This window comes from Polaromonas sp. P1_F6, assembly GCF_056405695.1.
The window spans coordinates 1-20,594 of sequence record NZ_JBFUBQ010000001.1; the positions used below are offsets into that span (position 1 = coordinate 1).

A 20,594-nucleotide genomic window follows, 5' to 3' on the forward strand; every position below is an offset into this window, starting at 1 on the left:
ACAAGGACAAGGACACGCCATGGCGTGTCCTTGTTGGTATTGGTCCCCGCTCCCGATTTCCCCTTGTGGATGCGCCGAGGAGCGCAGGCTCAGGCGGATCAGGGATCGCGATTGTCTGAGCCGAAGGCGAGTTCGAGCGAGACCCCGCCTGAGCCGAGCACCGCAGGTTGCCCCGTAGCGCAGCGAAGGGGACGCAGGAACCAGGGTCGCCTTTTCTTTGGTGACTTTCTTTTGGCGAAGCAAAAGAAAGTTACTTGCATGCCGGGCAACCCCCGGCCAGCTACCCTCAGCAGGACGCGCTCGTTCGACAAAACCCAGCCTTCGGCAGAGTAAGGAAATCCAAATGCTCATAGCCAAAAACATCAACCAATACTACGGCGGCTCCCACATCCTGCGGGACGTGAGCCTGGACGCTCACCTGGGCAAGGTTACGGTGCTGCTGGGCCGCAACGGTGTGGGCAAGACCACGCTGCTCAAATCACTGATGGGCCTGATCCCCATCAAGACCGGCACGATTGAATTCGACGGCAAACCTGTCCAGGGCAACACGCCGTATGAGCGCGCCCGCGCAGGCATCGGCTTTGTGCCGCAAGGCCGTGAAATCTTCGCACGCCTCACGGTGGAAGAAAACCTGCGCATGGGTCTGGCCTACAAAAGCGCGAGCACGCCGATTCCTGCCGAGCTGTATGAGCTGTTTCCGGTGCTCAAGCAAATGCTGAACCGGCGCGGTGGTGACTTGTCGGGTGGGCAGCAGCAACAGCTGGCCATTGCGCGTGCACTGGCGGCCAAGCCCAAGCTGTTGATTCTTGACGAGCCAACCGAGGGCATTCAGCCCAGCATCATCAAGGACATCGGCCGCGTGATCCGCATGCTGGCCGATCGCGGTGACATGGCCATCTTGCTGGTGGAGCAGTACTACGACTTCGCGCAGGAACTGGCCGACGACTACCTGGTGATGGAGCGCGGCGAATTCATTGCGCGCGGCCAGGGCAAGGACATGGAAACCAACGGCGTGCGGCAGCTGGTGGCGATTTAAGCAGGGTGCCTGTCGTCGCCTTGCGTCAAAGCCCGGTTTGTCCGGGCTTTTTTGTGCCTGCAGGCATGCCGATATTCGTATCAGTTCCGCGAACGTAGAATCGCAGCGGTCGCCGAAACAAACCGGCAAAAAACAATCAAAAAAAGGTAGATGCCGATGGCGTTGCTTGCGTTGGACAACTGGCTGATCCAGACGAAATCTCATGCGGGCCTGTCGGGCTTTCGCCGCTTTTTGGTGGAGTTTGGCTGCTTCGGCCTCAAGGAAGCCAGGGCCTGCCTCTTTGCCGGGCTGTTCTTTGCAGCGGTGTTCCTTGTGCCGCGGGCAGGCGTGGCCGGTGTTCCGCGCTACGACCTGCTGCTTTTGATAGCGCTGCTGATTCAAGGCTGGATGGTGCTGGCCAAGCTGGAAACCCTGGATGAGCTGAAGGCCATCTGCCTCTTTCACGTGGTGGGGTTTGCGCTGGAAGTCTTCAAGACTTCCGGGTCCATCCAGTCCTGGAGCTACCCGGACTTTGCCTATACCAAGGTGTTTGGCGTGCCGCTGTTTTCCGGCTTCATGTATGCGGCGGTGGGCAGCTACATCATCCAGGCGTGGCGATTGTTTGACCTGCGCATCCGGCATCACCCGCCTTACTGGATGGGCGTGGTGATTGCATTGCTGATCTATGGCAACTTTTTCGCGCACCACTTTTGGGGCGACTACCGCTGGTACATCGCCGCCTGCCTGGGCGGTCTGTATGCCAGGTCCACGGTGATCTTCCGGCCCTATGACCGGGACCGGAGTATGCCCTTGCTGCTGGCTTTTTTGCTGATCGGCTTCTTTATCTGGGTGGCTGAAAACATCAGCACGTTCTTCAGCCTGTGGCACTACCCCAACCAGCTGGGCGCCTGGTCCCTTGTTCATGTGGGCAAATGGAGTTCCTGGTCACTGCTGGTGGTCATGACCTTCACCATCGTGGCCAACCTGAAGCATGTGAAGGCGCGCATCCATGTCCCCGACTGAGACAGGCGTTTCCCGCGTGAAGCTGCGCTTTGACCGCGAGGCTGCACTCTGGGCGGTTTTTATTTTCATCATTGAAGTGCTGATCGCGACTGTGTGGTCACACCACCGCTGGCTGCGGGGTTTTGTCGGCGACGTGCTGGCTGTGGTGTGGGTGTACCTTTTGCTCAAGACCGTGATCAAGGCCAACACCCGCAACCTGGCGCTGGTGGCGTTTGCGGTGGGTTGCCTCGTGGAGCTGGCTCAGTATGTGGCCAGCGTCAATGGCTGGCATGTGCAGAACCGGGTGCTGAAGATTCTGCTGGGTTCGGTGGCCGACTGGATGGACGTGCTCGCCTATGCCTGCGGATTCCTGCTGGTTTTGGCGCTGGAGTTCCTGCTGGCCCGCTGGAAGGCCGCCAGAAGGCCGATTACTCCGATTACGCTTGTTACTTCGAGCGAAAGATGATTTCCTTCATGCGCTGAAGCCGGGGTGCCGTCATCGGCACCGTCAGCATGGTGCTGGCAATGGCCATCAGCAGCAGGGCGGTGAAGGTCTCATTGGAGATGATTTTCTTGCCCAGCAGGATGTTGACAAAGATGATCATGATCAGGCCCTTGGTCTGCAGCAGCCAGCCGATGATGGAGCCTTCACCGGGCGCCCATTTCAGCACTTTGCCTGCGATGTAAGTGCCCATCAACTTGCCGCCGACCGAGGCCACCAGCAGCACCGCCGCGGCGATAAAAACGGCTTCTCCGCCGACGGACCAGTTGGTGCGCAGCCCCGCACTGAGGAAAAACACCGGCATCATCACCAGCAGCACGTGATGGCGCAGCAGGTCCATGTGTTCCTGGTCGAACCACTCACCGTCGATGACGGCGCCGGCCAGGAAAGCCCCGATCATGTAGTCCAGCCCGGCCCATTCCGCGCCGAAGGCGCAGATGATCAGCCAGATCAAGCCGACGTACCAGCGGTCACGCTCGGGCAGCCACACCATGAGCTTGCGGAAGGCGTAGCTCACGACGCCGAACGCCACGAGGAAACCGACCTGGGTGCCCACGCGTTTCCAGTCCATCAGGATGAGCGCCAGCACGCCCCAGATCGCGATGTCGTCCAGGCTCGCGTAACGTATCAGGCGCTGGCCAACCGGTTGGCGCAGGATGGCGAGCTTGTCCATCAGCAGGATCAGCACGGGAAGCGCCGTCACGGCGCAGGCCATGCCGACACCCACCACAAACTGCCAGGGCATGCCTTGCGTGCCCAGCCACCCTGGGTACATCAGCATGCCTGCGGCCACGACGCAGCCCAACACCAGCGGTGTGCTTAGCGCCAGGCCGGCGGTGATGCCGCTTTCGCGCCGGTGTTCCCAGGTCTTTTTGAGGTCCAGCTCGATGCCGGCGATCCAGACAAACACCATGACGGCCCACCAGGCAATGCCGTTGAGCGACTGCACCACCGGCGCGCTGAAGACAAAGGCGTAGTAGTCAGGGTAGACCTTGCCCAGGATGCCCGGGCCCAGCAAAATGCCGGCGATCATCTGCACCACCACCAGTGGCGCGTAGTAGTCGGTTCCGAGAACCCGCCAGATCAGGTAGGGCACCGCGAAGATGAGCGCCATGGCGATCAAATAGGTTTCGGTGGTGGTCATTGCGGAGTCCATGGTTCCCCTTGTTTTTATGCCTTCCGGCTCCGTGCCGGCGGCCAAGCCCCGCATGGTAGACCATGGCGGTGGCGCCGGTTGTAAGCGGCCTGCCTGTCGGTTACCATGGCGTCGGCTGGCCCCATTGCCAGCCACGTCGCTCGGACGGTTCCGGGCGCTTACGTGAAAGTTTCTTATGTCCGCCTCTTCTTCAGGCAAGCGCCGCTTTGCGCGCATTGACCGGCTTCCCCCCTACGTTTTTAACATCACGGCCGAGCTGAGAATCGCGGCGCGCCGGCGCGGCGAAGACATCATCGACATGAGCATGGGCAACCCCGATGGGGCCACGCCCGCGCACATCGTGGCCAAGCTCACAGAGGTCGCGCAGCGGCCCGACACGCACGGCTATTCGGCCAGCAAGGGCATTCCGCGGCTGCGGCGCGCCATTGCGCACTGGTACCAGAGCCGTTACCAGGTGGCGATTGACCCTGACACCGAGGCCATCGTCACCATCGGCTCCAAAGAGGGTTTGGCCCACCTGATGCTGGCCACGCTGGACCGCGGCGACACCGTGCTGGTCCCGGACCCGAGCTATCCCATCCACATTTACGGCGCGGTGATCGCGGGGGCCGACATTCGCTCGGTGCCGTTGACACCCGACACGGATTTTTTTGCCGAGCTGGAAAAAGCCATTCGCGGCAGCTACCCCAAGCCCAAGATGATGGTGCTGGGGTTTCCGTCCAACCCCACCGCGCAATGCGTGGAGCTGGAGTTTTTCGAGAAGGTGATTGCACTGGCGCGCAAGCACGACATTTTTGTGGTGCACGACCTGGCCTATGCCGACATCGTGTTCGACGGCTGGAAGGCGCCGTCCATCATGCAGGTGCCGGGCGCCAAAGACATCGCGGTGGAGTTTTTTACACTCTCCAAAAGCTACAACATGGCGGGCTGGCGCGTCGGCTTCATGGTGGGCAACCCCGACCTGGTGGCCGCACTGGCGCGCATCAAGAGCTATCACGACTACGGCACCTTCACCCCGCTGCAGGTGGCCGCGATTGCCGCGCTGGAAGGCGACCAGCAATGCGTGAAGGACATTACCGCGCAATACCAGGCGCGGCGCGACGTGCTCTACAAGGGCCTGACCGAAGCGGGCTGGCCGGTGGACTGCCCCAAGGCGTCGATGTATATCTGGGCGCGCATTCCCGAGGCTTACCGCAAGCTGGGGTCGCTGGAGTTTGCCAAGCAGCTGCTGGAGAAGGCAAAGGTGTGCGTGTCACCCGGCATCGGCTTTGGCGACCACGGTGACGACCATGTGCGCTTTGCCTTGATCGAGAACGAGGCCCGCATCCGCCAGGCGGTGCGCGGCATCAAGGCCATGTTCAAGGCGGATGGGGTGCTGAAATCCGCACAAACCGATAAGCAGGAAGGCTAAAAAAAAGTGGGCCGCAAGCGGTCCACTTTGACATGACTCAAGACCGGCACCAAAGGTGTCGGCGCTGGTTTTTTCAACTGCCGGTGGCGTTGGGCGTGTCTTTTTCTGCGATACCGGCTGTGGCTGCCAGCAGTTTTTTCTCCAGTTCGGCACGCTCCGCAATCTCCCGTTCCAGCAGGTCGTTGACGTGTGCCAGCTCTTCCGCGGAGCTCTGGATTTTGTCTTCGAGTTCCGCGGTTTTTACCAGCGCCATCGCAACGTCGCCTGTTTTGACCGCGGGTGGAATTTCTTTTTCGAGGACCTTGTTGATCAGCAGCAGTTCTTGTGCGGATCTTTCCACTGTGTCCTGCACGGCATCGTTTTTTTCGAGCGCTCGCGCCAGTTGTGGCTTCTCGGGCGAGGTGTTCTGGGGTTTTTGCATGGATGCTTTCGTGGCGGGTGACGTGGCGGGTAATGGCCGGGGGAGCATGGAGACGGCGTCCCGCAGTGGACGCGCGATAGTCCCCCTCATCATGCACGCGAAATCCGTTGACCGGGTGGACTTTACGGGAGGGTTACCTGTGTTTGGCGGCGAATGAAATATGCGTCGCCTGGAGAAACCGGCGATATGGAAAACCTGCCCATAAAACGCACACAAAAAAGAAGTGGGCCGCAAGCGGCCCACCTTTKCTTCTGCTTCAWCCGGTGAATTCATCAAACCCCGGCGGAGCGAGTGGCAACTGGTTATTGCGGCGGTGAGGCGACGGGCGCCGGGATCACCACAATGTCTGTCGAGGTCTGCGGCTGCACGCGAACGTTGGTGGCGCCCGGGGGCACTACAACGGTTTCTACCTGGCGCACGACACCGCCGCCGGCGACGCTGCCATCAGCCTTGCCGTAGCCCACGATACGGGCCTGGCAGGCGACCTGGTCTTCGCCCTTGAAGACATCGCAGCGCTTCAAGGCATTGGCGGAAAACTGTCCATTGGCGTTGTCGACCTTGCCGGCGCGTTTGGCGGCGTTGGCGTTCTTGACTTCAGTGATACAGGTTGCCCGGTCTTGCTGGGTCTTGCCGTTGTTACAGGCGGCCATTTCGCTCCTGGCGTCACCCGTGGCGTCGATCCCGGTGGTGCCGGAAGCAATCTGGGCCGCGGCACCCAGGGAAAGCAGGGCGGCAGCGCCGAAACAGGCAGCAGTGCGCGCAAGGCGGAAATTCAGGGATGAGGTCATGGTCAAACTCCTTGTTCGAAACTCGATGGATATCGATAAATGGAGTCTGGGCCGCTACCTGAAACGGCCATGAAAGGAAAAGGTCCGGGTAAGCCGTGCCCTAAGCCCATTCGCCTGTAGGACAGGTCTTTCAGCGGCTGTTGAGGCCGGGGCTCGCGCGGCTAACTAAAGACTACAAAACCCGTTGAGCTGCGGGGCCGGCGTAACGAATTTTCTGAAGATGTTTTTTTGTACAGCCTGCGTGAGCAGCTGCAGAACTACATCGACCAGATGCGCGGAGTGGAGGGCGCCAGCTGCCAGAGCTGTGTGCGCCAGGCTTGCCAGACCTGCTTGAGCAAGGCCATGGCAGGTTCAACCACTGGCGACAGCACACGGACGACGACGACCTGCCCGTCGGGGCTGGTTGCACCGGCGCTGGCGCTCAGTGCGTGGGCCTGCATCACCTCACGTGCGCAGTCCAGCGCCAGCTGGCGGCGATGGCGCTCGAGCTTGCTGCCGGCCACAAAAAAAAGTGAGGCGAGGCAGCGGTTGCCGGCCATGCCGAGCGGGCTGTTCATCAGCAAGGTGTCTTCGGCATCCATGCGCGCGCGCTCGAGCCAGACGCCGGGCATTTCGATGTGCTGGCGAAAGCTGCCGCTCTCGAACGGCAGGCTGGCGGCGGGCAGGCCCAGGGCGGTGACGTCCCAGCCGATCAGTTCGGCGCCGGGCGCCAGCGTCATGGTGAGGCGGTTCTCGGCGAGGCAGCCGTTGTAGCAAATGGCCTCCAGCGGCAGCCATTCCATGCGGGCGCCGGCCTGCAGGTCAAGGCGGGTGCGCTGCAGGGCGGGCTCGCCGGCGGAGCGGTAAAAGCGCGTGGCGCCGGGCGTGGTGATGAGGCCGTGTGTGCCGGGTGCTGCGCTGAAGGCCAGGTCCAGCGTGTCGCCGCCGACCAGGCCGCCGGGCGGGTGCACGATGACGTTGTGGCAAATCGCGTCGCCTTCGGGATAAAGACTTTGCAGGATGCGCAGGGGGCCGCTATGGCGAAAGTGGGCAAGGGTCTTGCCGGCCTGGTGGGTGTAGTCGAGTGCGAGGGTCGCGTTCCAGGTCATGGGGCAAGTTTAACGCGGGCAGGCAGCCTGGCTTTGCTATCAATTCAGGAGCTGCTCGCGCAGGTTCTGTATGCGCCGCAGCCTCTTTTTGCTTAAATTTTGGGCTCGAGAAGCGTTTTTTTCGTTTATCAGGCTTCTCGGAGGCTTGGAAGGCTTCGGAGTCGGCGAAAGGCAGCAGGGTGATGCCCCTTGCGCCTTTCGCTCCTCTTTTGCCGACTGCTGGCCTGGGGGATCAGCTTGTGACTTTCTCTTTAGCTTCCTTCACCCGCGCGGCCAGGTGGTCCAGCGCTTCCTGCACCTGGTCGACCAGGATCAGGCAGAGGTCACCGGGTGACAGGCGCGAAAGTGCGGTGTCGATGGCCAGAAACTCGCCGCGTATCTCGTCAATCTGTTTGGTGCGGCGGGCTTTGTCGAGGCCTTGGCGCAGCAGACCCATAACTTCACCGTCTGCGCGGCCGCGCTGAGCGGCGTCCTGGTAGAGGATGACGTCGTCGAACGCGCTGCCCAGGATGATGGTCTGGTCGCGGATGTCGCTGTCGCGGCGGTCGCCGGCGCCGCTGATCACCACGCTGCGGCGCTGCCCTGGCGTGGCCGGCATGGCGTCAACAGCCGCCACCAGGGCGCGCATGGCGTCAGGGTTGTGGCCGTAGTCGGCGATCACCGTGGCGCCTTTGTAGTCCATGACGTTGAAACGGCCGGGCGCGTTGTGCGCGTCGTTCACAAAGCTGGAAAGCCCGCGCTTGATGGTGTCCCAGTTGATGCCGGCGCCCCACGCGGCCGCGACGGCGGCCATGACGTTCTCGACCTGGAAACTGATGGTGCCGCCGCGTGTGACGGGAACGCCCTGCAGCGCGATGCGTTCGACCCAGGCGCCTTCGGCGGCGACCAGCATGGCGCCGTCGACGTACACGGTGCGCTTGCCCTGCGCGCGGTGCGTGGCCATCAGCGGGTGGTGGCGGTCGGCGGCGAAAAWGATCACCTTGCCGGGGCAGGTGGCGGCCATGTCGGCGACTATGGGGTCGGCGGCATTGAGCACTGCGTAGCCGGTGGTCGAGACGTTCTGCACGATCACGCGCTTGAGCACGGCCAAATCTTCCACCGTGGTGATGTAGTTCAGGCCCAGGTGGTCGCCGCTGCCGATGTTGGTGACAACGGCGACTTCGCAACGGTCAAAGCCGAGGCCTTCGCGCAGCACGCCGCCGCGGGCGATCTCGAACACGGCTGCATCGACGTCGGGGTGCATGAGCACGTTGCGCGCACTCTTGGGGCCGCTGCAATCGCCGCTGTCGGTCTGCCGTCCGTTGATGTAGACGCCGTCGGTGTTGGTCATGCCGGTGCGCAGGCCGTCGGCGGCCAGCAGGTGGGCAATCAGTCGCGTGGTGGTGGTCTTGCCGTTGGTTCCGGTCACGGCAATCACCGGCACGCGGCCGTTGTCACCGGGGGCAAAAAGTTCGTCGATCATGGCGACGCCTACGGCGCGGCCCTTGCCGTATGAAGGCGACAGGTGCATGCGCAGGCCTGGCGCGGCATTGACTTCCACGACGCCGCCGTTTTGTGTCTCCAGCGGGCGCAGCATGCTTTCGCACACCACGTCGACGCCGCAGATGTGCAGGCCGACCATTTGCGCCGCAGCCACGGCGCGGGCGGCTACAGCCGGGTGTACGTCGTCGGTCACGTCGGTCGCCGTGCCGCCCGTGCTCAGGTTGGCGTTGTTGCGCAGGATGACGCGCCGGCCTTTGGCGGGGATGGATTCGGGCGTGAGCTCCTGTGCTTCCAGGCGGGCCACCGCGATGTCGTCGAAGCGGATTTTGGTGAGCGAGGTGGAATGGCCTTCGCCGCGTTTGGGGTCCTGGTTGACGATGTCGACCAGCTCACGCACGGTGTGCAGGCCGTCGCCCACGACCTGTGGCGGCTCACGCCGCGAGGCGGCCACCAGCTTGTTCCCCACCACCAGCAGGCGGAAGTCGCTGCCGGGCAGGAATTTTTCGACCATCACTTCGCCATATTCGGCGGCCGCCTTCCAGGCGGTGTCCAGGTGTTCGCGCGTGGTGATGTTGACGGTGACGCCCTTGCCCTGGTTGCCGTCCAGCGGTTTCACGACTGCCGGCAAACCCACTTCCAGGGCCGCGGCCCAGGCATCGTCCGTATCGGTGACCGGGCGGCCCAGCGGCACGGGAACGCCGGCCGCGCGCAGCAGTTTTTTTGTGAGGTCTTTGTCTTGCGCGATGGATTCGGCCACGGCGCTGGTGGCGTCGATTTCCGCGGCCTGGATGCGCCGCTGTTTGGAGCCCCAGCCGAACTGCACCATGCTGCCTTTGGTGAGGCGCCGGTAGGGAATGCCGCGTGCCACGGCGGCGTCGACAATCGCGCCGGTGCTGGGGCCGAGGCGCTCGTCTTCGTCGAGTTCGCGCAGTTGGGCAATCGCGACGTCCAGGTCGAAGGCGGTGTCGCGCAGGGCGGCGTGGATCAATGCTTGCGCCAGCTCGAAGGCCAGCCGGCCGACGGTTTCTTCGCTGTACTCGACCACGACCTGGTAGGTGCCCGCTTCAACAGTAGAGGCGGTATGGCTGAAAGTGAGGGGGCAACCGGCAGCCGTCTGCAGCGCCAGCGCGGCGGCTTCAAGCACATGGGCCAGTGAGACGGGGCCTGCGTGGCCGGTCTGCCGGAAGGCGCCCATCTCGGGGAACAGCGAGCGCACGCGCGGCTCAAAGCCTGGCAGACCAGTGATATTGCACTCCACCGCAGTGCAGGCAACGATGGCTTCGAGCGCCGTGTGGCGGCTCCAGAGGTTGGGCCCGCGCAGGGCCCGGATACGGGACACTTCCATTACTCGGCACTCCCGGCGGTTTTAGGGGTGGTTTCAAAGGCTTCCATGCCGGCGCCTATCAAATTGAGGGGGATGCCCAGCGCCCAGGCGGCGCCCACGGCGGCCAGCAGTCCACCCTCGGACAGTCCGCGGCGTTCGCGCCAGGCGGCAAGCTTGCCGAGGCCCGGCAAAAAAGCCTCGCTGGCACCGGTGGCCAGCACGACCTGGTCCTGGCGCAGGTAGAGCGCACGGCCGCCTTTGGCGCAATGCGCCGCAATGGCCTCGGCCTTGGGGTCGGTGCTGTAGAAAATGACTTCGCCGTCGCAGAGCTCCTGCATTTCGGCGATGCGGGGATCTGCGGCATTGAGCACGGCGGCGCCGCCGGGCAGCACCACATCGACCTGCGAGCGCATGACCTTGTACATCTGGTCGGCTTCGGTGATGTCGAATTCGGCCAGGCCTTCGGCGCCGCCCAGGTCGGTAACAACACCCACCTGGCATTTGTCATAGGGCAGGCCGGTGCGCAAGATGGTGTCGGCGCCGTTTTCAAACACCGCCGCCTGCACGGCGCGGTTGATCAGCAGGCGTTGGCCGGCTTCCCAGTTGGCGCAGTTGGATGCGTCCACACAGCGTTGGTCCAGGAACAACCCACCCTGGCAGGCCAGGCCGGTGTGCCGGCCCGACAGGTGCAGCAGCCAGGCCACCAGACGCGCCACGCGCTGGTTGTCGCTGGAGCCGGCAATGCCGACGATGGGAATGCGGCCGTCAGGGCTGTCGGAGTCGGTGGCAGGGAAAAGGTGGTCGCAGATGGCACGGCCCACCGGGCGCGGCGCGCCTTCGGCCGGCTTGAGGTGCATGAGGAGGCCTGGGCCGGCGTTCACTTCAACGATGGCGCCGCCTTGCTCGTGCAGCGGGCGCGAGATGTCTTGCGCCACCACATCGACCCCGGCGATGTCCAGGCCCACCACGCGGGCGGCCAGCGACACGATGTGATCAACGTCAGGGTGAACCTGGTCGGTGCAGTCGATGGCCACATTGCCGTTGCGCTGGATCAGCACCTCGCGGCCAACGGCGGGTATGGCTTCGGGGCTCAGGCCCTGGCGCTGCAGATCAAGAATGATGGCGCCGTCGCTGGCCGTGTTGATGCGGCCCAGCGGGAAGTCTTCACCGATGCCGCGGCGCGGGTCGGTGTTGAGCTGTGCGTCTACCAACTGTGAGACGGTCGAGGTGCCGTCGCCGGTGACCCAGGCCGCTTCGCCGCGCGCCGCGGCGACCACACGGCCGCCCACCACCAGAAGGCGGTGTTCGTTGCCGCGCACAAAACGCTCGACCATGACTTCGCTGCCATGGCGCGCCGCAACCTCGAACGCACCTTCCACTTCGGCCTGTGTTTTGAGGTCCAGCGACACGCCACGGCCGTGGTTGCCGTCGGACGGCTTGACGACCACCGGCAGGCCGATGTCTTCGGCCGCTTCCCAGGCTTCTTCGGCTGTGGCGACGATCTGGCCTTCAGGCACCGGCACGCCGCAGGTAGCCAGCAGGCTTTTGGTGAGGTCCTTGTCATGGGCGATGCCCTCGGCAATCGCGCTGGTGAGGTCGGTTTCGGCCGTCCAGATGCGGCGCTGGCTGGCGCCGTAACCCAGTTGCACCAGGTTGCCGTCGTTCAGCCGGATATGGGGAATGCGGCGGTCGGTGGCCGCGGCCACGATGGAGGCCGTGCTGGGGCCGAGGTAGCAGTCGTCCACCTTGGTCCGGATTTTCTCGACGGCGGACTGCACGCCGGCCTGGCCGTAGTCTGTGCCGTTGATGGCGGCCATCAGCAGGCGATGGCCTTCGGCCAGCGCGGTGCGGGCCACCTGCTCGTCGCGGGCACGGAACACCATGCGGTAAACGCCGCGCTGGGAGGTGCTGCGCGTCTGGCCGAAGCCGGTCGGCATGTCGGAAAGGTTCAGCAGCTCGATGACCACATGCTCCAGCACATGGCCGGACCAGGTGCCTTCCAGCAGGCGCTGGATGAAGCCGCCGCGCTCGCCCACGCCGCAGTGGTGTTCGACGAGCGCCGGCAATAGGGCGACCAGGCGGTCATTGAAGCCCGGCAACAGGTTGGAGGGAAAGTCTTCGAGGCTGCCGAGGTCCAGCCAGACTTCCAGCACGGGCCGATAGGTCCAGATGTTGGGGCCGCGCAGGTAATTGATGCGCAGCAGCTTGATGTCGTCCTGTGGGCTCATTTTTCGCAAAATTGTCGGCAGGGTTAGGCCTTGGTACCCCCGGGGGCAAGCCTCGGCCCTGGCCGATGGATTTCAGTGTGAGGCCTGTCAAGGTCTCGGTGGGTCCCTGTGTCTCGTTATGTTGTTGTTTTTGTCGCGGCGATGGCCGCCAGGGGTCGATTTTGATGGTTCCGTCATTTTCAGGGGGTTGATATGGTCAAACCGGTCGCTTCAGGCCGCATTCGGCGAAAATCCCTGTTTCGGGCCTATTCGCACAACTACGAAGAACCTGCGAATACCCTGCCGCGCCAGATGCGGGACGCCAAGATTTTCCACAACACAATGCAACACAACCACCCGGCAGACGACTCCAGCCCTACCGACCCTGTTCTGGCAGGGCTTCGCTCACAACTTGCAACCCAAGAGAACGTTTTGTGCACGCTGGTGGTTGACCTGGATAACCAACTTCATTTCGCCCGGGGCCTGCTGGCCCTGACGGACCGCCGGCTGCTGGCCTGCAACCCCGAAGGCGTATGGGCCAGCTGGCCCACGGCGGACGCCGCCGGCACCGTATTGCAAGGGCTTTCACTGCGCCATTTCGACCATGCCGGCGTGGGTACGCTGGAGCTGCATGAAGCGGGCCGGCGGCTGGCCAGCTGGCGGTTTACCCTGGGTGCCAATGTGCAGGCCCTGCGCCTGGTGCGCCTGTTTGCCCAGCAGCAGGCCCCGGCGGCGGGCGATGCCACGGCACTGGCCGAGGACACAGCCCTGTGCCCCGAGTGCGACCTGCCGCTGCCGCCTGACAGCGAAGAGTGCCCGGCCTGCGCACGCGAGTTGCACACGCCGCCTTCCACCTGGGTGCTGCTGCGCCTGTGGCGGTTTGCCGATCCGTACCGCTACCAGCTACTGGCCGGTTTTTTGCTGACTTTGGCCTCCACCGCCGCCACGCTGGTGCCGCCTTACCTCACGATTCCGTTGATGGACGACATCCTGATACCGTTCCAGAACGGCCAGAAGATTGAGCCCTGGAAGGTGGGATTGCTGCTGGGTGGCCTGCTGGGCGCGGCCGTGCTGGGCTGGGCGCTGAACTGGGCGCGTACCTATTTGCTGGCACTGGTGTCCGAGCGCATAGGCGCTGACCTGCGCACCGCCACCTTCGACCACTTGCTGGAGCTCTCGCTGGACTACTTTGGCGGCAAGCGCACCGGCGACCTGATGTCCCGCATCGGCTCGGAAACCGACCGCATCTGCGTATTTTTGTCGCTGCATGCGCTGGATTTCGCGACCGATGTGCTCATGATCGTGATGACCGCGGTGATCCTCATTTCCATCAACCCCTGGCTGGCCGTGGTGACCCTGCTGCCGCTGCCGTTTATCGGCTGGATGATCCATGTGGTGCGCGACAAGCTGCGCACCGGTTTTGAAAAAATCGACCGCGTCTGGTCGGACGTGACCAACGTGCTGGCCGATACGATTCCGGGCATCCGCGTGGTCAAGGCCTTTGCCCAGGAAAAGCGTGAGGCCCAGCGTTTTCGTGAGGTCAACCAGCACAACCTGGCGGTCAACGACAAGCTCAACAAGACCTGGTCGCTGTTCACGCCCACCGTCTCATTGCTCACAGAAGTCGGCCTGCTGGTGGTCTGGGCTTTTGGCATCTGGCTGGTGTCGCGCCAGCAGATCACGGTCGGCGTGCTGACGGCTTTTATCGCCTACATCGGCCGCTTTTACGGCCGGCTCGATTCGATGAGCCGCATCGTTTCCGTCACGCAAAAGGCCGCCGCCGGCGCCAAGCGCATTTTCGACATCCTCGATCATGTCTCCAACGTGCCCGAAACGGCCAGCCCGGTGAAGATTGGCGCGCTCGAAGGCCGCATCGACATGAAGAACCTCGGGTTCCGTTACGGCAACCGCTCGGTCATTCGCGGGCTGGACCTGCAGATCCGTCCCGGCGAAATGATCGGCCTGGTGGGCCACAGCGGTTCGGGCAAAAGCACGCTGGTCAACCTGATCTGCCGGTTTTACGACGTGAGCGACGGCTCCATCAGCGTGGACGGCACCGACATCCGCCGCTTCGGTGTGGCCGACTACCGCCGCAACATCGGCCTGGTGCTGCAGGAACCGTTTCTTTTCTTCGGCACGATTGCCGAAAACATTGCCTACGGCAAGCCGGGCGCCACGCGCGCTGAAATCGTCGCGGCCGCGCGTGCCGCCCATGCGCATGAATTCATTTTGCGGCTGGCCCAGGGCTACGACTCGCTGGTGGGTGAGCGCGGCCAGGGGCTGTCGGGCGGTGAGCGCCAGCGCATCTCGATTGCGCGTGCCTTGCTGATCAACCCACGCATTCTGATCCTCGACGAAGCGACCTCGTCGGTAGACACCGAAACGGAAAAAGAAATCCAGCGTGCCCTCGACAACCTGGTGCAGGGCCGCACCACGATTGCCATTGCCCACCGCCTTTCAACGCTGCGCAAGGCCGACCGCCTGGTGGTGATGGACCGCGGCCAGGTGGTGGAAGTGGGGCCGCACGACGAATTGATGGCGAAGCAGGGTGCTTACTGGCGGCTGTACGAAGCCCAGGCGCGGCAGGTCGACAGCGAAGAGGGCGGCGAGGAAGTCGAGCAAAGCCGCATCGCACTGGCCACCTCGCAACTGGCCCACACCGCGCAGCACACCGGCAACCGGTGAGCCAAGGATTGCACATGACAACTTCTTCTCATTTCTCTTCCACTTCATTTTCCCTGGAACGCACGGCGTCGGGCCGGCTGGTGTTCGTCGATGCCGGTGGCCAGCAGCATGCTGGCGTCGTGCCGGTGCGGGCCTTTCCCCTGGCCGCGCCCGATGAAGGCATTTCACTGGTCAACACCGAAGGGCACGAGGTTGCCTGGGTGGAAAACCTGCAGGCATTGCCGGCGGATGCACGCACCTTGCTGGAAGAAGAGCTGGCGCTGCGCGACTTTGTGCCCGAGGTGACGCGGCTGAAAAGCGTTTCGACCTTTGCCACCCCCAGTGTGTGGACGGTGGAGACCGACCGGGGTGAGACGTCTTTTGTGCTCAAGGGCGAAGAAGATATTCGCCGTTTGGGGCGCACGGGGCTGCTGATTGCAGGCAGCCAGGGGGTGCAGTACAGCGTGCGGGATATGACGGCGCTGGACCGGGGGTCGCGGCGGTTGTTGGAGCGGTTTCTTTAGGCCGGGTCTTGCTCCGGCCTTTGTGCGTTTTGCTGAGGGCTGTTGGCCGGGGGTAGCCCGGCAGCTACTCACTTTTCTTTTGCTTCGCCAAAAGAAAAGTAAGCAAAAGAAAAGGCGACCCTGCTGTCTGCGTCCCTGCGCTTCGCTACGGGCAACCTGTGGTGCTCGGTCCAGGCGGGGTCTCGCTCGAACTCGCCTTCGGCTCAGACAATCGCGATCCCTGATCCGCCTGAACCTGCGCTCCTCGGCGCAGACAGAAGGGGGTGGAGGCAGGAATACCAAACAACCGAAGACAAAACCCGGAATACCAGAAGAAACCAGGACTCGCCCTGGCGAGTCCTGGTTGGTATTTGTCTTTGGTATYCGGTCCCCGTTCCCGATTGGCCCTTGTGGATGCGCCGAGGAGCGGAGGTCCAGACGGATCGGGGCAAAAACTCGTTTGAGCGAAGCGAGTTGTTTTTGACCCCGGCTGGACCGAGCACCAGGCTGCCCGCAGCGAAGCGAAGGAACGCAGGAACCAGGGTCGCCTTTTCTTTGGTGACTTTCTTTTGGCGAAGCAAAAGAAAGTTACTTGCATGCCGGGCAACCCCCGGCCAACAGCCCTCAGCAAAGAGCGCAAAGGCCGGAGCAAGACCCGACCAATACCTTAGCCGTTCTGCGACCCCCGATGCGCCCACGCCGTAGTGTGCTTCTCGACATAGCTAAACAACTCATACATCGCCATAGCCATCGCCCCAATCACCACCAACCCGGCAAAAGCCAACGCCAGCCGTTGCTGCGACCCGGCACTTTGCATGAGGTAGCCAATGCCTGAATCACCCGCAGTCATTTCAGCCAGTACCGTGCCGACAAAAGCCAGCGTGATGGCGACCTTGAGCGAGGCAAAGAAGAAGGGCATGGAGCGCGGCAGGCCGACCTTGACCAGCACGTCCCAGCGTTTGGCGCCCAGCACGCGCAGCACGTCTTCCAGCTCTGGCTCCAGCGTGGCCAGGCCCGTGGCCATGTTCACGGTGATGGGGAAAAACGAGATCAGGAAAGCCGTGAGGATGCCGGGGCCCACGCCGATGCCGAACCAGACGATGAGGATGGGAACAATCGCGGCCTTGGGCACCGCGTTGAAAGCCACCAGCAGCGGATAGACCGCGGCATAGGCCAGCCGCGACGAGCCCACCAGAAAGCCCAGCAATACGCCGACCACGATGGACAGGCCGAAACCCACCATCGTGACCCAGAAGGTTTTCCAGGCGGCTTCGGCAATCGGGCCCGCGAATTCGTGCATGGCCTGGGCAATGGCCAGCGGCGCGGGAAAGATGAACTCCGGCACCGAGAAACCGGCGCACACCGCCTGCCACAGCGCCACCACGGCTGCCAGTAACACCCATGGCGCCCAGCGTTCGAGCTGTTTGTTGTTCATGTTCATACGGCGGCTCCGCCGCGCACCGCGCCGATGTGGCCGCGCAGCTCATGCACGATGTCGCTGAACTCGCGGGTGTAAGTGACTTCCAGGTCGCGCGGACGCGGCAGTTCAATCTCGCGCCGCACGACAAAGCGTCCCGGGCTTTTGCTCATCACATAGACGGTGTCGGCCAGGAACACCGACTCGCGCAAATCATGCGTGACCAGGATCACGTTGAAGCGCTGCTCGGTCCAGAGGTCGCGCAGGATGCACCAGAGCTCTTCACGCGTGAAGGCATCGAGCGCGCCGAAGGGCTCGTCGAGCAGCAGCATTTTGGGCTCGTGGATCAGCGCGCGGCAGATGCTGGCGCGCTGCTGCATGCCCCCAGACAGCTGCCAGGGGAATTTGTCTTCATAGCCTGCCAGGCCCACCTTCTGCAGCAGCTTGCGCGCCCGCTCTTCAAACTCCTTGCGCCTGGCCTTGAACTGGCTGCGATAAGGCTCGACAATCTCAAGCGGCAGCAACACGTTGTCGACGGTGGTGCGCCAGGGCAGCAGCGATGGCGCCTGGAAGGCCATACCGGAAATCTTCAGGGGCCCTGTCACTGGCCGTCCGTCAATCAGGATGCTCCCGGCCGACGGCATCTTCAGCCCGGTGGCCAGCTTCATGAAAGTGGACTTGCCGCAGCCCGAGGGCCCGACGATGGCAATGAACTCGCCCTGGCGCACCTGCAGATCGATGGCTTCAACGGAAAACTGTTTGCGCGCCAACAGCTCGTCGTTGTAGGCAAGCCAGACGTCCCGGAAGTCAACAAAAGGGCTGTCAGCGGTGGCGAGGGGCATGTTTTAGGTAGGAAAACGGCTGCTGGCCCAATCGGGATGTGCGCAAGCAGCTATTAAAAGTGTAGCAATCCGGGCAGGCATGGCGCCAGGCACAGAGCCTGAGGCCAGGACTTATTTCTTCGGCAGCACATTGAGCTCGGCTGCCGTGGGCAGGAAGGAGCCGTTCCACACTGCGTCGGGGTTGACACGGGTCTTGGTCCCGAAAGCGTCCGACACCTGCGAGGCCATCAGCGAGAGGCGCGGCGCTTTGACCTGGCCGAAGCCTTCGGCACGTGCGTCGGGGCTGTTGACGACGGTGTCGATGGCCAGGCGCAGGCGGCGCACTTCCAGCGGCACATTGATGATGCCGTCGCGCGCTTTCACGAATTCGATGGCGGCGGCCGGGTCGGCCACCACGTCTTTCACGCCCTTGGTAAAGGCCTGCAAAAACGCCTTGATGGCGGCCGGGTTTTCCTTGATGAGTTTGGGCGAGACGATCACCACGTTGCCGTAGTGCTTCACGCCGAAGTCGGCATAGGGCAGCACCACCACGTCTTCAGCCTTCACGCCGCGCGCCTCCAGGTTGAGCAGCGAGGTGAAGGTAAAGCCGGTGATGGCGTCCACGTCGCCGCGGGCCAGCATGGTTTCGCGCAGCGGCGGGTCCATGGCTGTCCACTGGAAGCCGGTGATGTTGTTGGCCTTGGCAAAAATCGGGAAGGCGCGGCGGCCGGCGTCAAACACCGGCGCGCCCATTTTTTTGCCGTTCAGGTCGGAGGGCGTCTTGATGCCTGATTTTTTGAGCGCCATGACGGAGGCCGGCGTGTTGTTGTAGACCATCATCACGCCTACCGGCTTGTTGGGTGCGTCCGGGTTGTTGGCGTGAAACTCCATCACCGAGGCCATGTCGGCAAAACCCATGTCGTAGGTGCCCGAGGCCACACGGGTCACCGCCCCGCCTGAGCCATTGCCGGCGTCCACCGTCACGTCGAGCTTGTTGGCCTTGAAGTACCCCTTGGCCACCGGCGTGAGGAAGAGGGCGGACGGGCCTTCGAAGCGCCAGTCGAGCTGGAACTTGATCGGCGTGTTTTGCGCATGGGCGTTCAGGGCTGCCAGGGCGATCACCGCCCCGGTCATCCTGGCTACAAGGCTGGGAAAGGCAGATGCGGCAGGTGCACGATTTTTCATGGCGGGATTTTCTTGAAGGGGTTGCAAAAGGGGAAACCGGCAGGCCAGCAATCAGCATAAGAACGCGGTGGCCGTGAAATCGAAGCGAACCTCAAAACGATACAGCAAAAACAATGCCTGCCACGCTGCGGAGTAGAACTTTGGCATTGCCCCGGCAGTTCAGGTGTCTGGTGGGTCTTGCCGCTGGGCGATGCGGATTGGCCTAAGAGCAACACCTGCCGCGTTCAGGTGCTGTCAGTTTTCGCACACTGGGATTACTCACAGGATGCATTTTGTGATGTATCGGCATCCGTATTTTTGGATGTACGGCTGGCCTGCTTTCCGCACATTGAGCGGCCCTGGCCGGGAGGATGCCCAAAGGCAGCCATTAAAAAGGTGGCCGCTGGCACCTCCTGTTCCTGGCCGCCAGGAAGTTCTGGAGGAAGGCTGAGGCTGTTACAGCTGTTTACGTTTGAGCGGAGCAGCTGCCGGTGATTTGGGCCGGGCACCGCCGCGCCCATGCCCATGGCAGGTTTCACCTGTCAGTCCTGACAGGGCGGACGCCATGAACAGGCTTTGACTATTTTTGCGGCCCGTCCATAGAGTGTATTTGCGTAGGTGACAAGGATTAAGCCGCAAGGCCATGCAGTTCCGAAGCCTTGACAAAGCCTTGGGGCAGTAGCCGAAGTCATCCAGCAACGATGTACTGGGTTAGCGGGCTTTCCAAAACAAGGCTTTCATGAAAACACCTTCCTCGCAGCTTCGCCGTCAGATGTTGTCAATCCTGGGCCTGGGCGCCCTCGCAGGGGGTATGGGTGGGCCGGGTAACGCCTGGGCCCAGGTTTCGGCTGCTGCCGCTGCCTCTGCTGCTAAAAAACCCGCAGGTGGCGCGAACTGGCGGTTGCTGATCAATGAAGCGGTGGGGGGCGACACCAACTCATTTTTGCTGACCAACCGTTATCGCCCTGCCGCCGACTTCATCAGCACCCAGCTCAAGGGGCGGCCCATCGTCGTGGAGCCCATGGTGGATATCAAGCGCTTCATGGCGGTGGCCCAAGGCGCCAGCAAGCCGGAGTTTGTCTTCGGGAAGTCCGTCAACCAGCTGGCCAAGCTGGTGCGCGACAACGGCTACCAGCCGGTGGTGCGGCGCGCCGATCCCTACAAGGCGGCCTTCATCGTGGCCAAGGATTCGCCCATTAAAACCCTGGCGGATGCGGCTGATGCAAAGGTCATCATGCCCGACGAGTCTGCCGCCACCAGTGCGGTGGCCCTGGCGGAACTGCGGCGGCAAAAACTCGGCCGGGTCCGCGTGACACACGTTCGCTTCCAGGAGGAAGTCGCGCAGTTTGTGAAGTCCGGAATGGGCCAGATCGGCGTGGTCAATCCCACCATTGCCAAAAAGTGGGTGGAAGAGGGCGGGCGCGTGGTGGCTGAAACCCAGCCGGTGGTGAACTGGTCGGTGCTCGCCAGTCCCAGCCTGGCGGCGGACATGGTGCAGCAGCTGCGCGACGCGCTGCTGGCCACCAATTCGGAAAGCGCCGCAGTGATGGCTTCGATGGGCGTGAAGGCCTGGGCTAAAGCGGAACGGAAGGACTACCTGGATTTGTTGGACTACACGAGGGAGTAAAA

16 protein-coding genes are annotated in these 20,594 nt (G+C 63.0%); 7 read left to right on the forward strand and 9 right to left on the reverse strand.

Annotated elements, in window-relative coordinates:
- The first annotated feature begins 343 nt into the window (after positions 1 to 343).
- From urtE to AC1DY9_RS00015, 3 genes are all read left to right on the forward strand, one after another.
- Positions 344 to 1,036, forward strand: coding sequence for an urea ABC transporter ATP-binding subunit UrtE (gene urtE / locus AC1DY9_RS00005; protein ID WP_477665482.1), 693 nt, complete (start codon positions 344 to 346; stop codon positions 1,034 to 1,036).
- A 156-nt stretch (positions 1,037 to 1,192) separates the two neighbouring features.
- Positions 1,193 to 2,038 carry a DUF817 domain-containing protein gene (locus AC1DY9_RS00010; protein ID WP_477666024.1) on the forward strand — a complete coding sequence of 282 codons (846 nt, stop codon included), beginning with the start codon at positions 1,193 to 1,195 and terminating at the stop codon, positions 2,036 to 2,038.
- On the forward strand, positions 2,025 to 2,483 hold the full coding sequence (locus AC1DY9_RS00015) for a ribosomal maturation YjgA family protein (protein WP_477665483.1): 459 nt from the start codon (positions 2,025 to 2,027) through the stop codon (positions 2,481 to 2,483). Before AC1DY9_RS00010 ends, AC1DY9_RS00015 begins: the two co-directional genes overlap by 14 nt.
- Here AC1DY9_RS00015 and AC1DY9_RS00020 read toward each other — a convergent pair.
- Positions 2,464 to 3,663, reverse strand: a complete 1,200-nt coding sequence (locus tag AC1DY9_RS00020) for a cation:proton antiporter (RefSeq protein WP_477665484.1) — start codon at positions 3,661 to 3,663, stop codon at positions 2,464 to 2,466. The two genes, AC1DY9_RS00015 and AC1DY9_RS00020, sit on opposite strands and share 20 nt — an antisense overlap.
- A gap of 187 nt (positions 3,664 to 3,850) precedes the next feature.
- Between AC1DY9_RS00020 and alaC the strand changes: the two genes are divergently transcribed.
- Positions 3,851 to 5,086 carry an alanine transaminase gene (alaC, locus tag AC1DY9_RS00025; protein ID WP_477665485.1) on the forward strand — a complete coding sequence of 412 codons (1,236 nt, stop codon included), beginning with the start codon at positions 3,851 to 3,853 and terminating at the stop codon, positions 5,084 to 5,086.
- A 73-nt stretch (positions 5,087 to 5,159) separates the two neighbouring features.
- Here the strand turns inward: alaC and AC1DY9_RS00030 are convergent, their stop codons facing one another.
- The 5 genes from AC1DY9_RS00030 to AC1DY9_RS00050 all read right to left on the reverse strand — a co-directional run bounded on the left by AC1DY9_RS00030 (position 5,160) and on the right by AC1DY9_RS00050 (position 12,417).
- Positions 5,160 to 5,507 carry a hypothetical protein gene (locus AC1DY9_RS00030; RefSeq protein ID WP_457282099.1) on the reverse strand — a complete coding sequence of 116 codons (348 nt, stop codon included), beginning with the start codon at positions 5,505 to 5,507 and terminating at the stop codon, positions 5,160 to 5,162.
- Between the two features lie 302 nt (positions 5,508 to 5,809).
- Positions 5,810 to 6,295, reverse strand: coding sequence for a hypothetical protein (locus tag AC1DY9_RS00035; protein ID WP_457282098.1), 486 nt, complete (start codon positions 6,293 to 6,295; stop codon positions 5,810 to 5,812).
- Positions 6,296 to 6,552: 257 nt separating this feature from the next.
- Positions 6,553 to 7,383, reverse strand: coding sequence for an urease accessory protein UreD (locus AC1DY9_RS00040; RefSeq protein ID WP_477665486.1), 831 nt, complete (start codon positions 7,381 to 7,383; stop codon positions 6,553 to 6,555).
- Between the two features lie 232 nt (positions 7,384 to 7,615).
- Positions 7,616 to 10,210 (reverse strand): cyanophycin synthetase, encoded by a 2,595-nt coding sequence (gene cphA / locus AC1DY9_RS00045; RefSeq protein WP_477665487.1) that lies wholly within the window; start codon positions 10,208 to 10,210, stop codon positions 7,616 to 7,618.
- Positions 10,210 to 12,417, reverse strand: a complete 2,208-nt coding sequence (locus AC1DY9_RS00050; protein ID WP_477665488.1) for a cyanophycin synthetase — start codon at positions 12,415 to 12,417, stop codon at positions 10,210 to 10,212. The genes cphA and AC1DY9_RS00050 overlap by 1 nt, the downstream gene beginning before the upstream one ends.
- A gap of 321 nt (positions 12,418 to 12,738) precedes the next feature.
- On the opposite strand from AC1DY9_RS00050, the gene AC1DY9_RS00055 reads away from it, so the two are divergent.
- A complete protein-coding gene (locus AC1DY9_RS00055; protein ID WP_457282267.1) occupies positions 12,739 to 15,081 on the forward strand; it encodes a cyanophycin metabolism-associated ABC transporter in 2,343 nt (780 codons plus the stop codon).
- Between the two features lie 14 nt (positions 15,082 to 15,095).
- Entirely contained in the window at positions 15,096 to 15,584 is a 489-nt protein-coding gene (locus tag AC1DY9_RS00060) for a cyanophycin metabolism-associated DUF1854 family protein (protein WP_457282094.1), read from the forward strand.
- Positions 15,585 to 16,230: 646 nt separating this feature from the next.
- Here the strand turns inward: AC1DY9_RS00060 and AC1DY9_RS00065 are convergent.
- From AC1DY9_RS00065 to AC1DY9_RS00075, 3 genes are all read right to left on the reverse strand, one after another.
- On the reverse strand, positions 16,231 to 16,998 hold the full coding sequence (locus AC1DY9_RS00065; RefSeq protein ID WP_457280952.1) for an ABC transporter permease: 768 nt from the start codon (positions 16,996 to 16,998) through the stop codon (positions 16,231 to 16,233).
- Between the two features lie 2 nt (positions 16,999 to 17,000).
- Positions 17,001 to 17,822 carry an ABC transporter ATP-binding protein gene (locus AC1DY9_RS00070; RefSeq protein WP_457279814.1) on the reverse strand — a complete coding sequence of 274 codons (822 nt, stop codon included), beginning with the start codon at positions 17,820 to 17,822 and terminating at the stop codon, positions 17,001 to 17,003.
- Between the two features lie 111 nt (positions 17,823 to 17,933).
- On the reverse strand, positions 17,934 to 18,935 hold the full coding sequence (locus AC1DY9_RS00075) for an ABC transporter substrate-binding protein (protein ID WP_457280953.1): 1,002 nt from the start codon (positions 18,933 to 18,935) through the stop codon (positions 17,934 to 17,936).
- Between the two features lie 769 nt (positions 18,936 to 19,704).
- Between AC1DY9_RS00075 and AC1DY9_RS00080 the strand changes: the two genes are divergently transcribed.
- Positions 19,705 to 20,592 carry a phosphate/phosphite/phosphonate ABC transporter substrate-binding protein gene (locus AC1DY9_RS00080; RefSeq protein ID WP_457279815.1) on the forward strand — a complete coding sequence of 296 codons (888 nt, stop codon included), beginning with the start codon at positions 19,705 to 19,707 and terminating at the stop codon, positions 20,590 to 20,592.
- Positions 20,593 to 20,594: the final 2 nt, after the last annotated feature.